Annotated in this window: 18 protein-coding genes; 14 read left to right on the top strand and 4 right to left on the bottom strand. The window is 59.5% G+C overall.

The annotated features are described in order from the left end of the window. Window positions 1–205: 205 nt before the first annotated feature. The 3 genes from ABIE13_RS13640 to ABIE13_RS13650 form a co-directional block, all read right to left on the bottom strand. Window positions 206–2575 (bottom strand): DNA polymerase II, encoded by a 2370-nt coding sequence (locus ABIE13_RS13640; protein ID WP_354444269.1) that lies wholly within the window; start codon window positions 2573–2575, stop codon window positions 206–208. A gap of 112 nt (window positions 2576–2687) precedes the next feature. Further along, window positions 2688–3953 (bottom strand): Hsp70 family protein, encoded by a 1266-nt coding sequence (locus ABIE13_RS13645; protein WP_354444271.1) that lies wholly within the window; start codon window positions 3951–3953, stop codon window positions 2688–2690. Window positions 3954–4054: 101 nt separating this feature from the next. Beyond that, window positions 4055–4693, bottom strand: coding sequence for a TetR/AcrR family transcriptional regulator (locus tag ABIE13_RS13650; protein WP_354444273.1), 639 nt, complete (start codon window positions 4691–4693; stop codon window positions 4055–4057). Between the two features lie 137 nt (window positions 4694–4830). Here ABIE13_RS13650 and ABIE13_RS13655 point away from each other — a divergent pair, with 137 nt between their 5' ends. The 8 genes from ABIE13_RS13655 (at window position 4831) to ABIE13_RS13690 (ending at window position 11857) form a co-directional block, all read left to right on the top strand. Further along, on the top strand, window positions 4831–6168 hold the full coding sequence (locus ABIE13_RS13655; protein WP_354444275.1) for an NAD(P)/FAD-dependent oxidoreductase: 1338 nt from the start codon (window positions 4831–4833) through the stop codon (window positions 6166–6168). Next, window positions 6165–6917: a DUF1365 domain-containing protein gene (locus ABIE13_RS13660; protein WP_354444277.1), complete on the top strand. Its 753-nt coding sequence runs from the start codon at window positions 6165–6167 to the stop codon at window positions 6915–6917. The genes ABIE13_RS13655 and ABIE13_RS13660 overlap by 4 nt, the downstream gene beginning before the upstream one ends. Beyond that, on the top strand, window positions 6914–8185 hold the full coding sequence (locus ABIE13_RS13665) for a cyclopropane-fatty-acyl-phospholipid synthase family protein (RefSeq protein ID WP_354444279.1): 1272 nt from the start codon (window positions 6914–6916) through the stop codon (window positions 8183–8185). The genes ABIE13_RS13660 and ABIE13_RS13665 overlap by 4 nt, the downstream gene beginning before the upstream one ends. A gap of 89 nt (window positions 8186–8274) precedes the next feature. Continuing rightward, on the top strand, window positions 8275–8760 hold the full coding sequence (locus ABIE13_RS13670; RefSeq protein ID WP_436278414.1) for a chalcone isomerase family protein: 486 nt from the start codon (window positions 8275–8277) through the stop codon (window positions 8758–8760). Between the two features lie 18 nt (window positions 8761–8778). Continuing rightward, the gene (locus tag ABIE13_RS13675) at window positions 8779–10059 is read left to right on the top strand and encodes an MFS transporter (protein ID WP_354444283.1); all 1281 of its coding nucleotides are present in this window, start codon (window positions 8779–8781) and stop codon (window positions 10057–10059) included. After that, on the top strand, window positions 10056–10616 hold the full coding sequence (locus ABIE13_RS13680) for a DUF3833 domain-containing protein (protein WP_354444285.1): 561 nt from the start codon (window positions 10056–10058) through the stop codon (window positions 10614–10616). Before ABIE13_RS13675 ends, ABIE13_RS13680 begins: the two co-directional genes overlap by 4 nt. A 3-nt stretch (window positions 10617–10619) precedes the next feature. Then, on the top strand, window positions 10620–11411 hold the full coding sequence (locus tag ABIE13_RS13685) for an SDR family NAD(P)-dependent oxidoreductase (protein ID WP_354444287.1): 792 nt from the start codon (window positions 10620–10622) through the stop codon (window positions 11409–11411). 5 nt (window positions 11412–11416) lie between these two features. Then, window positions 11417–11857 carry a nuclear transport factor 2 family protein gene (locus ABIE13_RS13690; RefSeq protein WP_354444289.1) on the top strand — a complete coding sequence of 147 codons (441 nt, stop codon included), beginning with the start codon at window positions 11417–11419 and terminating at the stop codon, window positions 11855–11857. A 40-nt stretch (window positions 11858–11897) separates the two neighbouring features. On the opposite strand, the gene ABIE13_RS13695 is transcribed toward ABIE13_RS13690, so the two are convergent. Next, window positions 11898–12821 carry a LysR family transcriptional regulator gene (locus ABIE13_RS13695; RefSeq protein ID WP_354444290.1) on the bottom strand — a complete coding sequence of 308 codons (924 nt, stop codon included), beginning with the start codon at window positions 12819–12821 and terminating at the stop codon, window positions 11898–11900. Between the two features lie 171 nt (window positions 12822–12992). Here ABIE13_RS13695 and ABIE13_RS13700 point away from each other — a divergent pair, with 171 nt between their 5' ends. The 6 genes from ABIE13_RS13700 to ABIE13_RS13725 are packed head-to-tail and all read left to right on the top strand — an operon-like array spanning window position 12993 to window position 17988. After that, window positions 12993–13976 carry a 2Fe-2S iron-sulfur cluster-binding protein gene (locus tag ABIE13_RS13700; protein WP_354444292.1) on the top strand — a complete coding sequence of 328 codons (984 nt, stop codon included), beginning with the start codon at window positions 12993–12995 and terminating at the stop codon, window positions 13974–13976. A gap of 41 nt (window positions 13977–14017) precedes the next feature. Further along, window positions 14018–15073, top strand: coding sequence for a gentisate 1,2-dioxygenase (gene gtdA / locus ABIE13_RS13705; protein WP_354444294.1), 1056 nt, complete (start codon window positions 14018–14020; stop codon window positions 15071–15073). A gap of 35 nt (window positions 15074–15108) precedes the next feature. Then, window positions 15109–15804, top strand: a complete 696-nt coding sequence (locus tag ABIE13_RS13710; RefSeq protein WP_354444296.1) for a fumarylacetoacetate hydrolase family protein — start codon at window positions 15109–15111, stop codon at window positions 15802–15804. Between the two features lie 60 nt (window positions 15805–15864). Further along, entirely contained in the window at window positions 15865–17169 is a 1305-nt protein-coding gene (locus ABIE13_RS13715) for an aromatic ring-hydroxylating dioxygenase subunit alpha (RefSeq protein WP_354444298.1), read from the top strand. Between the two features lie 2 nt (window positions 17170–17171). Next, window positions 17172–17660 carry an aromatic-ring-hydroxylating dioxygenase subunit beta gene (locus tag ABIE13_RS13720; RefSeq protein WP_354444702.1) on the top strand — a complete coding sequence of 163 codons (489 nt, stop codon included), beginning with the start codon at window positions 17172–17174 and terminating at the stop codon, window positions 17658–17660. A gap of 7 nt (window positions 17661–17667) precedes the next feature. Then, complete coding sequence (locus ABIE13_RS13725; RefSeq protein ID WP_354444300.1) at window positions 17668–17988, top strand: non-heme iron oxygenase ferredoxin subunit; 321 nt, start codon at window positions 17668–17670, stop codon at window positions 17986–17988. The last annotated feature ends 31 nt before the right edge of the window (window positions 17989–18019 follow it).

Here is an 18019-nt window from a genome sequence, read left to right on the forward strand (position 1 = left end):
CCTGCGCGGTGAATGGGTTTTGAAGGCTCCTTAGCTCGCCATCACATTGCACATTCACCGTGGATTTATTGAAGCTTTTGTAGTTCATGACGCTCAAACTATCACCGTTCACGCTGAGCCTGTCGAAGCGCCGCGCAAGGCTTCGACAGGCTCAGCCCGAACGGATATTCGTTTTGATTGGAGAAAGTCTCAATGGATCGAAGAACTAAAACAGCAGACGCTGGGACGTCGTGAGCGCGGAAAAACTATCTCCCAAGGGCGCAAGAATGACATCGGCAATGGGCTGCAGTTGTTTGCTGAGGTAGTGCGCATAGTCGATGTGGGACTGGCGTGCCTCCAGGGGCTCCGGCCCATTTCGGGTCATGACGTACTGTATCCATCCGCCGCTTTGATATTGTCTGGGGCGGCCAATCTTGGCATTGAACTCGTCGGCCATCCGAGCCGCGCGGACCTGGGGCGGAACATTCCTGTGATAGGCGTCCAGCCGGTGGCGCAGACGCTTGCGGTAGACAAGCAGGTGATCCTTTTCACCCGCTACTGTGGCGCGCGCATAGTCGGACACGAACTCGCGGTAGGGCGCGCCCTGAAAAATGCGAGTGAGCAGGCCTTCCTGGAACTGGCGTGCCAACAGCGTCCAGTCGCTACGGGCCATTTCCAGGCCTCGGTAGATCATTTCCTCTTTATTGTTGACGTCCACGCTCAAACCGGCATAGCGCTTCTTGCTGCCGACATCCGAGCCTCTAATGGTCGGCATGAAGAATTTCTTGTAGTGCGTATCCAGCTCTATTTCGAGGAAGTTCTCAAGGCCTTGGCCATCTCTTAGAGTGTTGCTCCACCATTCGTTGATGTCTCTCACAAGCGCTGTGGCGACGGCGTAGGCATCGGTATTGGTGTGCGGCTTTTTGAGCCAGATAAAGATGGAGTCGGTGTCGCCGTAGATGGCCTCGAAACCACGTTTTTCCACGAACGCCTGGGTGAGCTTCATCATTTCGTGTCCGCGCAAAGTGACAGCCGACACCAGCTTGGGATTGAAGAACCGACATTCTGTTGCTCCCAGCACGCCGGCAAAGGAGTTCATGAGCAGCTTCAGCGCCTGGGAGAGTGGTTCGTTCTTTGCCCGCTTGGCTTCATCCCGTGCGTGGGATAGCGTGGTCACAATTTCCGGCAGGCAGTGCTTCTCGCGCGAAAACAAGGTTCCGTCGGGGCCCTTGACCAAGGCGGGCGACTCTGGCTCACGGCTGGCCTCTGCATATCCGACAGGGTCCACCAGGAAGGTCCGGATGATGGAGGGATACAGGCTCTTGTAGTCCAGCACCACGACGGAATCATAGAAGCCCGGCTTCGAGTCCATCACGTATCCGCCCGGATAGGCCTTGCTCGCAATCTCTCCCACATTCGGTGCCACATAGCCCTGACGGTGCATTCGGGGCAGGTAGTGGTGGCTGAATGCGGCAATGGAGCCACCGAAGTGGTCCGCTTGCAAACCTGTTGTCTGCGCGCGTTCCAACACGAACTGCAGCAGTCTGGTTTTTTCGAAGATGCGCAGAACCAGGGCGCAGTCTTGAATGTTATAGACCGCCAGCGCAGGCTTGTCTTCGTGAAAGCGCCGTTCAATTTCGGCCATCTTGTCGTATTCGTCGCCGATGGCCTTGCCTTCTCCCAAGAGTGTCTGCGAAACGTTTTCCAGGCTGAATGAAGGGAAGCTCCATACGGCAGCTCTCAGTGCGTCTATGCCGTCGATCACCAGCCGGCCGGGCGTGGGCGCGAAAAGATAGCCTTGCTTTCTCGGGTGGGTCCGCCATTGCATGGCTTGGCGCCCCCGGCCCAGCAAGAGCGGTACGCCGCACTCATCCGCCGTCTTCTGAAGAATGCGCAGATCGAACTGAATCACGTTCCAACCCACAATCACATCGGGGTCGTTCGCCACGAACCAGTCGTTCAGGCGCTCCACCATGATCTTGCGGGTCTGGCAATAGACAAGTGAGAAATCCAGTGTCTCACCATGTTCCCGAGGTTCGCCCAGCATGAAGACGACGCGATCAGCCATGCCATCCAGCGCGATGGAATACAGGGCGCCGTGCTGGCTGGTTTCAATGTCCAGCGAGAGGATTTTCAGTACGGGGCGGTAGTCATCGGCTGGCTTTAACCGGCCATCTATGAGGGTGGTGCCTTCAAGACGGCCACCCTGGACCTCCACGCCTGCAAAAATGAACCGCTCCATCAGGTAGCGGTCATGGGGACGCACGTCGGCTTCGAGCAGGGGAATGTTCTGCGGCTTCAGGGCCTGCGCGAGTTTGCCAAGTTGCCGGAACTGCGCGGCATAGATAGCTGCGACGGGCTCATGATGGAAGGTCTCCAGCTCCAGTGAACGAAGCTGCATGCCGGGGAAGTTGGCAAGTAGTGCCTCCACAGCGTGCCGGTACTTCTCTAGAACAAAGGCAACCGATTTCTGTGCAGTGAGCGTGAGCTTTCTTGGACCATCGTCTGTAGCCAGCCAAAGCTCAATCTCCGTCCCGGCAGGCGTGTCCCGCCAGTGACGGGTGAGGATGAAACCTTGGAAGACGGTGGGCAGCACAGTTGAAGACGTTTTGGACCGGTCGCCGCCATGGCGACCCTTTCAAAGGTATCACACGCCAGAGGCTAACGCCCGATGGACTGATCCTTCAGAACCGTTTTTTCAAGAGGCGTCAGCCCCTGCTATAGACCAGGCCTGATGCCACACCGCCGAACAGATCGCCCTCCATCATGGCCACACCGGGAAACTCAGCCTGCAAGGCGTGCTGGAACGGACGCAGTGCCGAAGAGCCACCGGTGAGGTAGATGCCGTCCAGTTGGCTGTCTTTGAGCCCCGCAAGCTGCACGCACTCTCGAGCGCAGGCCACGGTCCGCGCCAGCAAGCTGGCAAGATGCTCGCGCAAGTCGGCTGCGCCCATGGAGGCGAGCAGTCCGGGTTCGAGCACGGACAGGTCGATGCTGGTGTCCGCACCGCTCTGAGAACAACTGATCTTGGCCTGCTCCACTTCATGGGCGATATGGTGACCATGGCGCTCCTTCAGAACTTTCATCAGGCGCGCGTGCAAGTGGGGGTCGGTGTAATTGACGCGCAGGGCCTGCGCCTGGCTGATCGAGCGCGCCAGGTATTGCCAATGAATCAAGTGCCAGGTGGCCAAGTCGAAGAAGACCCTGCTGGGCACCTCCCGCCGCTGGGGCCCGAGGTGGCGGTAGCCCAGCAACGGCATCACCTGCTCCAGGCTGAGCTTCTGGTCGAAGTCGGTCCCGCCGATGTGCACGCCCGTGGTGGCCAATATGTCCCTGGATCGGTCATCCTGATTCATGCGCTCGGGGCCCAGGCGCACCACGGTGAAGTCCGAGGTGCCACCGCCCAGATCGACCACCAGCACCATGTTCTCCCTGGTCAGGCGCCGCTCGTGATCCAGTGCCGCAGCAATGGGCTCCAACTGGAAAGACACCTGCTCAAAGCCAACGTCGTGCGCAGCCTCCAGAAGTGATTGCTGGGCGAGCGCGTCGCGCTCAGGCGCATCGTCCACAAAGTGCACGGGGCGGCCCATGACCACGCGCGTTGGCTCCGCTCCCAGCGCCTGGGCAGCACGCCTGCGCAGTTCGCCCAGGAACGTGGCCACAATGTCCTTGTAGCTGATCTGCTGGCGGTTGACCTCTGTTTTCTCCAGCAGCAGTGGGCTGCCCAAGAGGCTCTTCAGGGACCGCATCAGCCGGCCTTCCGTGCCGACCAGGTACTGCGACACCGCATCGCGACCGAAGTGCGTGGTGCGGTCTTCTGCGTTGTAGAAAACCGCGGTGGGGATGGAAAGCGCATGGCCTTCCAGTGCAATAAGCTGGGCCGTGCCTTCCGGCTGGGCCCATGAGACAGCCGAATTGGAGGTCCCGAAATCGATGCCAAGCGTGATCGCCTGGCCGGAGAGTCTTTTATCCATAGCCTCTGATCCTAGCTCGGATATTCAGGAGATACTCCGCGCGACGTTCAAAGGGGGCAGATAGCACGAGTCCAGAGACCGCTAACGCCGGGCAGGGCTGTCTATTGCGGCAAAGCCAAGCCATCAAAGGTGGTGCTCAGTACCCACTCAACGATCTGTTGATTGGTGTACTGGCCTGACTCCTTGAGCAGAGCCACCACGGGATCACAGGCACGCGCGAATAGTGTGTAGAGCACCAGCTCGGAAGGAAGCCTGGCCTGGAGCTGGCCCATGGTCTGTGCTTCGGTGATCCAGATGCTGAGCCGATTGCTGAGGGCAATGAGGCGGTCTATATAGGCATCGTTGGATTGCAAAGATGTGCTCAGAGAAGAGTTCTGTGCGGGCAGAGAGGGCATTTCGCCCTCAAGCTGTGTGCGCATGGCCCAGCTCGTGACCGCCTTGAGCTGATGCAAAGGCGTGGTTGGCGAGTCGGCCGCGGCTGCCTTCGCCGCCTCGTCACGCAGACCGTCCACGAAAGCCAGTGCCCGGTCCAGCACACCCACCATGGCGGCTCCAGCCAATTCTTCTTTGGAGGTAAACAGCTTGTAGAGGCTGGCCTTGGCCATGCCGGCTTCGGCGGCAACCTCGTCGACAGTCATCGCGTCATAGCCCTTGGTCGCCAACAGCCGGTTGACGGCCGCGACGATAGCCTCTTCGCGCACGCGCTGTATCTGTTCCTTGATCGACGAACGGGTTTTCATGGGTGCATTTTAGACCTGTTAGATCATATTGGAAACTTGATAGTGCAAAAACAAGCTTATTGGTTTATAGTTTGAACTCATCAGTTCAATATTTGGGCTTCAAGGTCTAATGACCTGTTTTTCGATAGGGGATGTCCATGCATCGCATTGCTGTCATCGGGTCGGGTATCGCTGGGCTTGCGGCTGCGCGCAAGCTCGCGCACGCACCTGGTCGGCACCGCGTCACACTTTTTGAGGCCGGAAGCCATTTCGGTGGGCATGCCAATACCGTCGATATGACGCTTGGTGGCGTGAGCCAGGGGGTGGACACGGGCTTCCTGGTCTTCAATCACCGAACCTACCCGTTGCTGACCAGCTTGTTTGACGATCTCAAAGTGCAGACCGTCGACGCCGAGATGTCTTTTTCGGTTCAGGTGCCCAAGCCGGATGGCAGGGAGGGGCTTGAGTGGAGCGGCACTTCGCTAGGGGGCGTGTTTGCACAGAGGCTTAACTTGCTTCGGCCACGGTTCTTGAACATGCTGGCAGAGATTCTTCGTTTCAACCGGCTGGCGACCAGACTGGCCCTCAAGGGAGATGAAGCACAACTGCGCAACTCCATTGCGGACTTTCTCGACCAACACCGGTTTGGACAGACGTTCCGTCAGGACTACTTGCTGCCTATGCTTGGTTGCATCTGGTCGTGCCCGATAGACCAGATGCTGCGCTTTCCCGTGGCCACGCTGATCCGCTTTTGCCATAACCACGGTTTGCTTCAGGTCACGGAGCGGCCCCAGTGGTATTCGGTGGTAGGTGGATCGCGCCAGTACGTCCGGCGCGTGGTAGATGGTCTGCTGCAAGATGACCGGCATGAAGCGCGTCTACGTTCGCCCGTTCTGGGCCTGCGACGTTTGCCCGGTGGCGTTCTACTGGAGACCGCACATCGCACCGAGCAATTTGATTCCGTGGTTCTTGCGTGCCACAGTGATCAAGCCCTTCGGTTGCTGGGCTCAGATGCGACGCCTGCGGAGCGGCAGGTGCTGGGAGCCATCCGCTACCAGCCGAATCTTGCGGTTCTTCATACAGATGCGAGCGTGCTACCCAGGCGCACAGCGGCATGGGCAGCCTGGAACTATGAACGAGCGACTCAACCGGGGCGTGAGCAAGCCAGTGTCTGTCTCCACTATCTGCTCAATCGCCTGCAACCGCTTCCCTGGCAGCAGCCGGTCATGGTGTCACTGAATCCAGCGCGAAAAATCGATGAGCGCAAGGTTCACGCGCGCATTGAATACAGCCACCCCGTCTTTGACCTGCCTGCTATCGAAGCGCAGGGCAGTGTGCGCTCCCTGCAAGGGGAGCGCCGAACCTGGTTTTGCGGGGCCTGGTGTGGCTACGGTTTCCATGAAGACGGTTTGCGCTCGGGGGTGGAGGCGGCTCGGGGCGTGATTCAAGCCCTGGCCCGTTTGCCTGATGAGAGCGCTGCCGAGCGTGTCGCATGAACGCTCGCCCACTGATCGGCTTCGGACATGTGTGGCACCGCCGCCTTCGGCCGGTGGAACATGCCTTCCGTTATCCCAGCTACTTTCTCATGCTGCCTATGCGCAGCTTGCGATTGCAGTCCCATGCTGCGCTCAGGCGCAACCAGCGCGGCTGGATCAGTTTTCATGACCGCGACCACGGCGAGGGCGCAGCCGATGCGCTGGCCTGGTTCGAGCAGCTTCTGGCCGATGAGGGCATTGCCGATGCGGACGGCGAAGTCTGGCTGCATACCTTCCCGCGCGTGCTCGGGTATGTGTTCAAGCCCGTCAGCTTCTGGTATGCCCATCGTGCAGATGGGACGCTGGCGGCGGTGCTGGCTGAGGTCAACAACACGTTTGGCGAACGCCATGCGTACCTTCTGGCCGGGCCCGAACTGGCTTGGGGCAGTGAACAGTCAGCCACCAAGCAATTCCATGTCTCACCGTTTTGCGAGGTTCGAGGGGAGTACCGCTTCCGGTTCGAGCGCACCGAAGACCTTACCCTGGCGCGCGTGGATCTGCACGATGACCAAGGCCCCCTGCTGCAGACCAGTGTAGGGGGCGTACTGGAGACGCTGAGCCGCAGGAGCGCACGCCGGGCCTTCTTCGGCACTCCATTCATGACGCTGGGCGTTGTCGCTCGCATCCACTGGCATGCGTTGCGCCTATGGGCCAAGCGCGTACCGTTTCATGGCAAACCTCCGGAGCCCAAGCGCTTCGTCACAAGATGAATGTCACCGCCACCCCCTTGCTGAGAACCACTGCCTCAGCCCAGCGCCGCCCTCCCCGGAGGGCCCGTCGCGTACTCAATCTTCTTCATCGCTTGCCGCGTGGCCAGTTGGACTTGCAATTGCCAGACGGCCGCCTGCTGCACCTGTCCCAGGAACCTGATTCCAGCCAGGCCGATGCACGTTGTGTACTGAATACATGGCGCGCTTTGGAGCGCACGCTGAAATCCGGTGATATCGGTCTCGCGGAAGGCTATATCGCTGGCGAATGGGGCAGTCCGGACCTGCCAGCGCTCCTGCGTCTGTGCATGGAAAACCGTGACCACGTGGAGCGCCTGGTGTATGGGAGCTGGTGGGGGCGGCTGGCCTACCGCCTGCGGCATCTCATGCAGCGCAATTCGCGCTCAGGCAGTGTCAAGAATATCCATGCGCACTACGACCTGGGCAACGACTTCTACCGTCTCTGGTTGGATCCCGGCATGAGTTACAGCGCTGCCTGGTTCCAAGGCCTTGAGGGTAAAGCATTGCGGCAGGCGGATCTGCAGGAGGCCCAGCAAGCCAAGATCCGGCGAACGCTGGACGAAGTACGGCTGCAAGCAGGTGAGCGGCTGTTGGAAATAGGATGCGGCTGGGGCGGTCTTGCAGAGACCGCCGCGCGTGAGCGTGGCGCTCAGGTCGCCGGCGTGACGCTCTCGACCGAGCAATTGCTGTGGGGGCAACAGCGCATGCGCGATGCGGGCCTGGATGGTCAGGTACAACTTCGCTATCAGGACTACCGCGACCTGCCCGCGTTGTACGCAGGTCAGCCCGTAGACGCCATTGTGTCCATAGAGATGTTCGAGGCAGTGGGCCGCGAGTACTGGAGTGGCTACTTCGAGGTCCTGCGCGAGTGTCTCAAACCGGGAGGTTACGCCTGCATTCAGACCATCACATTGCGTGAAGATCTTTTTGATCGTTACGTGCGTTCCACGGACTTCATTCAGCAATACATCTTTCCTGGCGGGCTATTACCCAGCATTCCCGCGTTCGAGCAAGAGGCAGAGCGCGCGGGTCTGGTGGTGGAACGTCGCATGGCTTTCGGACGGGACTACGCCGAAACCATCAGACGCTGGCGCCACGCGTTTCAGGACCACATCGAAGCCGTTCTCGGGCAGAACTTCGACGAGCGTTTCGTGCGGATATGGAGCTTTTACCTGGCTTATTGCGAGGCGGCTTTCGAAACCGGCAACACGGATGTCGTGCAGTTCACCTTGCGCAAACCCCTGGCATGAACTCGATACGGCGCCGTCATGCCTTGGTGTGGGGCGCCGCGAATGCCGCATGTTTTTCTTTGATTGACCCATCCAATGAAGCCCACGCGATGAATATCACTGCAGACTTTCCCCCGGAGTTGAAGACAGCCTTGCCGGCCGCGCGTGTGCTGGGAACGGGCGTGCTCCGCTTTTTTGGACTGCGGGTTTATGAGGCGCGGTTGTGGACTTTGCCAGGCTTTCTGCCTGAGCGGTATGAGAGTCACCCCTTTGCGCTGGAGTTGACCTACGAGCGCAAGTTGCAAGGCAAAGACATCGCCGAGCGCTCTATTGCCGAAATGCGCCGGATAGGCAGCTTTACTGAAGCGCAAGCTGGGCAGTGGCTTGCCCTGATGCTGGAAGCTTTTCCAGACGTGACGTCCCGAGACCGGTTGCTGGGCTTTTGGGATGGGCAAGGCGAGGTGCGCTTTACTCACAACGGCAAGCTCACGGCCCGTGTGAGAGATGCGGAGTTTGCGCGCCTGTTTTTTGGCATCTGGCTGGCACCGCAAAGCGCGGCGCCTGCGCTGCGGACGGCGTTGCTTGGCCTCGGCTGAGCGACTCCAGATCCCATCATGTCCCACTCGAATGCCACCAATCCGCTTCCGCTCTCCTGGAGAACCGGACTGGCCTATGGCGGATTGGCTGCCCCGCTGGCATTTGCCTCATTGCCGTTGTATGTGAGCTTGCCGCACCACTATGCCTCTGTGGCAGGGGCCCCATTGGCGGGGCTGGGTCTGGTGCTGTTGGCCACGCGTGGGCTGGACGCCATTCTGGATCCTGCACTCGGACGTCTGGCAGATCGAATGTTGAGACAAGGCAAGCTCCCGGCCTGGCGTTTGGCAGCGCTCGGCAGTCTGCTGATGGCGCTGGGATTTTTCGCCATCTGGCACCCGCCGCTTGGCAGTGAGGCTGCCATGCTGGGATGGCTGGCTGGCAGTTTGCTGCTTTGCACCTTGGCTTACAGCGCGGTCAGCATCGTTCACCAGGCATGGGGTACTCGCTGGGGCGGTGATCCGGCTTGGCGTGCACGGGTGACGGCCTGGCGTGAGGGCTTCACATTGGCAGGCGTGCTGCTGGCCAGCGTTTTACCCACCTGGATTGGTTTTGATGCGACGAGCCTATCGCTGGCATGGGGTCTCGCGTTTGGTCTGGCGGGTCTGTATTTCCTCAAGACGCCGCGTGTGCCGCCGCCGCTCATTGCATTCGCGGCTGAAGCATCGCCATGGAGGGACGCGGGCTTTCGGCGCCTGCTTACCGTCTTCATGCTCAATGGTGTGGCCGCAGCCATTCCTGCCACCTTGCTGCCATTCTTCATCTCAGATCGATTGCAAGCGCCACAGCTTCAACCGTTGCTCCTGCTTTGCTACTTCGGTGCCGCGGCCCTGGGCCTGCCTCTGTGGGTGAAATCGGTGCGACGCTGGGGCTTGGCGCCGACTTGGCGTGCGGGCATGGTGATGAGTGTGATCGCCTTCTGTGTGACCCCCTGGTTGGGGGTGGGCGATTCGATGGCTTTCACCGTCATATGCCTGGCCAGTGGGCTGGCGTTGGGGGCCGATCTTGTTCTGCCCGGAGCCTTGCTCACCGGCGTCATTCACGAGTCTGGAGCAGGCGGCCGCAGCGAAGGTCGTTATCTGGGTTGGTGGAGTTGCGCGACCAAGCTCAACCTGGCGTTGGCCGCTGGTTTGGCGCTGCCACTGCTTTCGGTGGCTGGATATGTCAGCGGGGGCTCAGACCCCGCTGGCCTGCAGGCATTGGCTTGGGCCTACGGAGGCCTGCCTTGCCTACTCAAACTGGCGGCCTTGGCCGTTCTCTGGCGGGCAGAACGCCTGCATCCTGCATGGAGGCTTACATGAACACTACGTTCCTTTCACGTCCTTATTCTTCGATGCGGCGGCTTCTTCTGGGGGCGACCGTCGCCGTTGTACTCGCGGGATGCGCGGGGCCCTCGGTACAGGAATATGCGAAGGAGAAGCCTGCGTTTGACCTGAGGGAGTATTTCAATGGACCGCTGACGGCTCATGGGATCTTCACGGATCGATCCGGCAAGGTGGTCAAGCGCTTCAAGGTGGACATGACGGGGCGCTGGAATGGCAATGAAGGCGTACTGGACGAGAAATTCACCTACAGCGATGGCACCTCGGATCAGCGAATCTGGACTCTGCGGCACTTGGGCGACGGCCGCTATAGCGGAAAGGCCGGCGACGTAGTGGGAGAGGCCACTGGACAGATTGCGGGCAATGCGTTTCATTGGACCTACGTGCTCGCCTTGCCCGTCGACGGAAAAGTCTGGAACATGGATATGGATGATTGGATGTACAAGATGGACGAGCGTGTCGTGCTGAACCGGACCGCGATGAGCAAGTTTGGAGTGCATCTGGGGGATCTGACAGTGACGTTCATCAAGGAGTGATGAATGCAGCTGACTTCCAAGCGTCTCAACCCACCACTTGCCGACTGGAAAGGCCGCGTGGTGTGGATTTTGGGAGGCTCGTCAGGGATAGGACGGGCAACGGCTGAAGCGCTGTATGCGCAGGGTGCCCGCGTGATTGTCTCGGCGCGGCAGGCCCCGCCCCTGCGGGAATTTGTTGAGGCGCGGGCGGGCTGCCTGGCTCTGCCGCTGGATGTCACGGATGCCGCAGCGGTGACCTCAGCGACAGAGGCTGCTTGGGCGCATGCGGGCAAGCCGCTGGATCTGATTGTCTACTGCGCCGGACATTACCAGCCTATGCGAGCCACGCAGTTCGATCTTGCCGAGGCGCAGCGCCATTGGGCTGTGAACTACGGGGGCGCCCTTCATCTGCTCGACGCCGTGTTGCCTATGCTGCTGGCGGCCGGCAACGGGCATCTGGCGCTGGTGGGTTCTGTCGCGGGGTACCGCGGGCTCCCCATGTCGCTGGCCTACGGTCCGACCAAGGCCGCACTCAACAATCTGGCAGAGAACCTCTACCTCGACCTACATAAGTGGGGTGTTGGCGTCTCTATCATCAACCCAGGGTTTGTAGAAACAGCACTGACGGCACAGAACAGTTTCACCATGCCGGCGTTGATACGCCCCGAAGAAGCTGCCCGGCATATGTTGCGCGGTTGGGCAGATGGCCGTTTTGAAATGAACTTTCCGCGCCGTTTTACGCGCTGGGTGCGGTTGATGCGCTGTTTGCCGGACGCCTGGTACTTTTCTGCGGTTAGCCGTATCACTGGAGCATGAGACCTATGAGCAAGGACATATCCGATCCAAGATTGATTCGCCTCGCCATGGCCTATGAAACCTTGCACCCCGCGAGATTGGATGATCTGGTGTCTTTGTACAGTGATCAGGCCGTGTTCAAAGATCCTTTCAATGAAGTGCGCGGCAGACGCGCGATCACAAGGGTTTTCAGCCACATGTTCAAGCAGATCAAGGAACCTCGCTTCACGGTCCTTGAAGGAGCGTCCAATGGATACAACGCCTTTTTGCTGTGGGAGCTGAAATTTCTCAGGGATTCAGGTCAGACCATGGCCATTTGCGGTACAAGCTATCTGGAGTTCGCACTCGATGGCCTTGTGCTCGTGCACAGAGATTACTGGGACCCGGTGGAAGAGATATTTGCGAAGGTTCCTGTACTCGGGTCCATCGCTCGTTACTTGCAGAGAAAGCTGAGCGCCACGCCTTGAAGACGCTGCTGCAGGAATCTGTAGCGCAGCGGTTCCTGGTTCAACTCTTTGAGCGCGCACGCGCATCTGCATATAACTCGAACATCGTGCTCCTGATCCATTGGTTCGCCGTGTCCTTATGGTATTTGGCATGCCAGAAAAGGTTGATGGCGATCTGCGGTAGCTTCACGGGGTGCTCCACATAGTTGAGGCCGAAGGGCTTGGCCATGCGCTCGGCCATGCGTTCAGGGACAGTGGCAATGAGGTCGGTGGACTGCAGGATGTGGCCCACCGCCACGAAGTGAGGGACGTGCAGCTTGATCTTGCGCCGGGGAGATGCGGCATCCAGGATTTCATCCACCTGCCCGTGGCCCGTACCTGCCGAGATGATGGCGACATGGTCTGCGCCGAAGAAGTCTTGCAGGGAGAGCTTCTTTCCGCTGAGCGCATGCCCCTTGCGAAACATGCAGACGTACCGCTGCATGAATAGCCGTTGCTGGAAGAACCCTGCCTTGAGTTGCGGTAACAAGCCGATCGCCAGGTCAATCTGTCCTGCCTCCATGGCGTCTTTCAGGTTGATCGCCGTGTTGCGTACGGTGCTGATGGAAATGCCCGGGGCTATTTTCTGAAGCTGCTTCATCAGGATGGGCAGGAAGTAGATCTCACCAATGTCGGTCATGCCGATGGTGAAGCTCCTTTGGCTGGTCGCCGGGTCAAAGGAGTCGCGCGCGTTGATGGCGCCGTGGATCATGCTGAGCGCATAGCCTATGGACTCGGCAAGTTGGTCTGCAAAGGGGGTGGGCTGCATGCCCGTGGATGTCCGCAGGAAAAGCTCATCACCGAACAGCTTGCGCAGCCGGGCGAGAGCATTGCTGACTGCAGGCTGCCCCAGACCCAGGTTCTCAGCCACTTTGCTGACCTTTTTCTCTATGAGCAACTGGTTGAAGATGACCAGCAAGTTCAGATCGATGTCCTTGAGTTCCATTTGCAAAGATCCTTATCGTTAAGAAGTATTATTGATTTTGGTGATGAAAAACATTGACGACATTGTATTGACTGATATTTATCGGTGGGTAATCATTCATTCCATCAATCGCAGAGTTGCACCAAGCCGCTCGGAGACGATTTCCCACGAGACAAAGACCTGCAGAACAAGATGGAAATTTTTGTGCGCCCGCTTCAGCGTACGCTCAGTGTGGCCCCTGGGGTCAACCTGCTGGACGCATTGCGCGCCAACGATGTGCCGGTGTCCTACAGTTGCCTGGCCGGACGCTGCGGTACCTGCCGCTGCAAAGTCTCCGGCGGCGAAGTGCTTGAATCCGGCCGCGAAGCACAGCGACCTCAGGCTGGCCAGGATGAGTACGTCCTCGCTTGCCAGACCTTTCTGACCGAGTCCTGCACGGTAGAAATTCCCGAACCCGATGAAGTGGTGGTTCATACCGCCAAGATCATCAAGGCCACGGTCGTTGCCATCGAAGACCAGACGCACGACATCAAGCGCCTGCGTTTGAAGCCTGCCAAGCCGCTGGAGTTTTCTCCTGGTCAGTACGCGCAGTTGCAATTCACGCCTGAGCACATCCGCCCTTATTCGATGGCGGGGCTGCACGGAGATGCCGAGCTGGAGTTTCACGTGCGGCTGGTCGATGGTGGGCGTGTAACCAGCTACATAGCCAATGCATTGAAGGTGGGTGACGCAGTTCGGGTCAGTGGGCCATTGGGTTCTGCGTACCTTCGCCGAAAGCACGAAGGGCCCATGCTCTGTGTGGCGGGCGGGACGGGCCTGGCGCCTATCCTGTCCATCATCCGGGGCGTGATCGACAGTGGCATGAGCAACCCCATCCACGTCTACTTCGGCGTGCGCTCCGAGCGCGATATCTATGGTCGTGATTGGCTGTTGGCGTTGCAGCGCCAGCACCCGCAACTGCATGTGCACACAGCCTTGACATCGGGCGCGTCCGAAGGCTGCCGCACCGGCCTGGTGACAGAGGCCATTACCCAGGACTGGAAGAGTCTCACAGGCTTTCGCGCCTATCTCTGTGGCGCGCCACCCATGGTCGAAGCCGCGACGCTGCTGGTACGCCAACTGGGCGTGCTGCCCGAACAGATCTACGCCGACGCGTTTTACGCGAGCGGTACCTGAGGGTGGCTGAGAGCCACGATGACAACCCTATCGGAGCCAACATGAACGCCAGCCTTCCCCAAACACACTCGCCCGGAGCATTGGCTGAGCGCAAAGCCTATTACGACCGCATTGGCCAGGACAGCATGACTCCGCTGTGGGAAGTGCTGGGCGCATTGGTGCCGCCACAGCCGCGCTCGCCTGCGGTGTCTCACCACTGGTCCTATGCGGATGTGCGCAGCCAGGTGATGGAAGCCGGCCGTCTAATTAGTGCCGCTGAAGCCGAGCGACGCGTGCTCATTCTGGAGAACCCTGCGCTGCGTGGCCAGTCCGGTATCACGCAGTCGCTGTATGCGGGGCTGCAGTTGATCATGCCTGGCGAGGTAGCACCAGCCCATCGACACACCCAGACTGCACTGCGTCTGGTACTTGATGGTGAGGGGGCCTATACCGCCGTCGATGGCGAACGCACCACCATGCGCCGCGGCGACTTCATCATTACCCCCGCCTGGACCTGGCACGACCACGGTAACCTGGGTCAGGAGCCCGTGGTCTGGCTCGACGGCCTCGACATTCCTATCGTTCGATTCCTTGATGCCGGATTCGCCGAAAAGAATGAGTCTGAATACCAGGCTGAAACGCGTCCTGAAGGCGATGCATTGGCACGCTACGGCTCCAACATGGTGCCGGTGGATTTCTACCAGGCGCCGGCTGAGCCTACGAAGGTGTTTGTCTATCCATGGGAGCGCACCATCGCTGCGCTCAAGGCGGTCGCGCGTGGCACGCCTGATCCGCACTTTGGCCACAAGCAGCGCTATGTCAATCCCGCCACAGGTCGCTCGCCCATGCCCACGATGGCGGCGTTCTCCCAGTTGCTTCCTGCGGGATTCGAGACCAAGCCCTACCGCTGCACCGACGGCACAGTCCATGTCTGCTTGCAAGGCAGCGTGCAGGCCCATGTGGAAGGGCGCGATTACACCCTGCACGAAAACGACGTTCTCGTCGTGCCCTCGTGGCACAGCCTGCAGTTGCGCGCTGGTCCAGAGGCCGTGCTTTTCAGCTATTCCGATCGCCCTGTGCAGCAGGCGCTCGGCCTATGGCGCGAACAGCGCGCCTGAGATCTCACATTTTTTGAAAGAACCCACGAATCGTCATGAACTACGCCATCGCTCCCGCTGCCGTGACCTCTCTTGCCGTAGCCGGTATCACAGAACGTTTTCCGGTCAATCGAATTTTCTGCGTCGGTCGAAACTATGCAGCCCATGCTCGTGAAATGGGCAAGGACCCTGACCGTGATCCGCCCTTTTTCTTCATGAAGCCGGCCAACGCCGCTGTCGATGCATCTTCTCCGGTGACGGTCCCGTACCCTCCCAAGACGGCCAACTTTCATCACGAGATTGAACTCGTGGTGGCCATTGGAACGGGCGGCAAGGATATCGCTGTAGAGGATGCGTTGAACCATGTCTATGGCTATGCCACCGGCCTGGACATGACACGCCGGGACCTGCAGCTGGATGCCCGCGACAAGGGCCGTCCCTGGGAGTTCGGCAAGTCCTTTGCGCAGTCAGCGCCCGTCGGTGCCATCAGCCGGGTGGCGGATGGAGGCCATGTGGGTGAGGGAGCCATCGCGGTCACCGTCAACGGCGGTGCACGCCAGTCTTCCGACGTTGCCAAGCTGATCTGGTCGGTGTCTGAATGCATCGCCTATCTCAGCGAATACGAAACGCTGGAACCAGGCGATCTCATCATGACCGGCACCCCCGAAGGCGTGAACGCCGTGCTGCCTGGTGACGTGATGCAAGGCGACATCGCCGGTTTGGCCGGCATTACCGTGACCGTGGCGCGCTGAGAAGGTGTAGTCGAATTCCCATGCCCGCCTTGACCTGAAAAACCGCATAGGAGACCAGCGATGAGCACCGCAGAGAACGACAGTGGAACAGCCGTCAACCCGCGCACCTTTCCAATCAAGCTGGAATGGGAGTCCGAGGGAACCAGCCGCATTCCCTTCATGGCCTATACAGACCCTGACCAGCACAAGAAGGAGCTTGAGCGCTTTTTCTACAACAAACATTGGAACTATGTCGGCCTGGAAGCGGAGGTTCCCAATGCGGGGGATTTCAAACGCACTGTAGTGGGCGAGCGCTCGGTCATCATGGTGCGCGACACCGATGGTGGCATCAGCGTGGTCGAGAACGTCTGCGCGCACCGGGGCATGCAGTTTTGCCGCGAACGCCACGGCAACAAGAAGGACTTTGTCTGTCCTTACCACCAGTGGAGCTACACCCTCAAGGGTGATCTGCAAGGCGTTCCGTTCCGCCGAGGTGTGAAACAGGACGGCAAGGTCAACGGCGGCATGCCGGCCGATTTCAAGAATGTTGAGCACGGCCTGACCAAACTGAAGGTGGCCACCCGGGGCGGGGTGGTATTTGCCAGCTTTGATCACAACGTGGAGTCGCTTGAGGACTTCCTCGGTCCGGTCATTCTGGAATATTTCGATCGGCTCTTCGATGGCCGAAAACTGAAAATCCTGGGCTACAACCGCCAGCGCATTCCCGGCAACTGGAAGCTGATGCAGGAGAACATCAAGGACCCCTACCACCCGGGCCTGCTGCACACCTGGTTTGTCACTTTCGGGCTTTGGCGTGCCGACAACAAGAGCGAGCTGAAGATGGATGCCAAGCATCGTCACGCCGCCATGATCTCCACACGCGGCTCGGCGGGTAAGGCGAGCGAAGGCGCGTCTCAGGTCACGCAGGTCTCCAGCTTCAAGGAAAGCATGCAATTGCAGGATCCGCGATTTCTGGACATCGTGCCGGAGCCTTGGTGGAACGGCCCAACGGCGGTGATGATGACGGTGTTCCCCAGCGTCATCCTGCAGCAGCAGGTCAACAGCGTCTCCACTCGCCACATCCAGCCCGATGGCCATGGTTCCTTTGATTTCGTCTGGACGCACTTCGGCTTTGAAGACGACTCTGAGGAAATGGCACAGCGCCGCCTGCGCCAGGCCAATCTGTTCGGGCCAGCCGGCTTTGTTTCCGCAGACGACGGCGAGGTGATTGAGCTGTCCCAGATGGGTTTTGAGCAGAAACCATCCCACCGCACGCTGGCCGAGATGGGGGGCCGCGAAGTGGAGAACACCGATCACATGGTGACGGAAACTTTGATCCGCGGCATGTACGAATACTGGCGCGAAGTCATGGAAGCGGAGGACTGATGATGGCGCATGCACCCGACATCGGCTTGGCCGACTATCTGCAAATCAGCCAGCTCTATGCCGACTACGCGCAAGCCGTGGATTCCGGAAACTGGGACCTGTGGCCGGAATTTTTCATTGAAGACTGCGTCTACAAGCTCATTCCGCGTGAGAACTACGAGCGCGGTTTTCCGCTGGCGACGCTTTTCTTTGAAAGCAAGGGCATGTTGAAGGACCGTGTGTACGGCATCCGTGAGACCCTCTTTCACGACCCCTACTACCAGCGTCACGTGGTCGGTGCACCGCTGATTCACAAGGCTGAGCCGGACCGCTTTGAGGTCGAAGCCAATTACGCCGTTTTCCGCACCAAGCTGTCGCAGGAATCGACGGTGTTCAATGTGGGCCGTTACCTCGATGTCATCGTGCGCACGCCTGAAGGGCTGAAGTTCTCGCAGCGTCTGTGCGTCTACGACAGCGAAATGATCCCCAACTCCATCATCTACCCGATCTGAGACCACCATGACTGAACCATCCTGGATCGATGCCACCGACGAAGACAGCGTGCCCGACGACGACGTCGTGGGCGTGCTGGTCGCTGGCCGCGATATTGCCCTTTACAAGGTTGAGGGCAGTGTCTATGCCACTGACAACATTTGCACCCATGGCCATGCAAGGCTGTGCGACGGCTTTCTCGACGGGTATGAGATTGAATGCCCGCTGCACCAGGGGAAATTCGACGTTCGTGACGGTAAGGGAACGTGCGCACCTATTACCGAAGATGTGCGCAGCTATCCGGTTCGTATCGAGGGCGGTCGCGTCTTCCTGCAACTGGGCGACTGACCGGACCGATAGTCACAGCCTCGCTCCTCAA

The sequence above is a fragment of the Ottowia thiooxydans genome (genome assembly GCF_040548795.1).
Lineage (GTDB): Bacteria > Pseudomonadota > Gammaproteobacteria > Burkholderiales > Burkholderiaceae_C > Ottowia > Ottowia thiooxydans_A.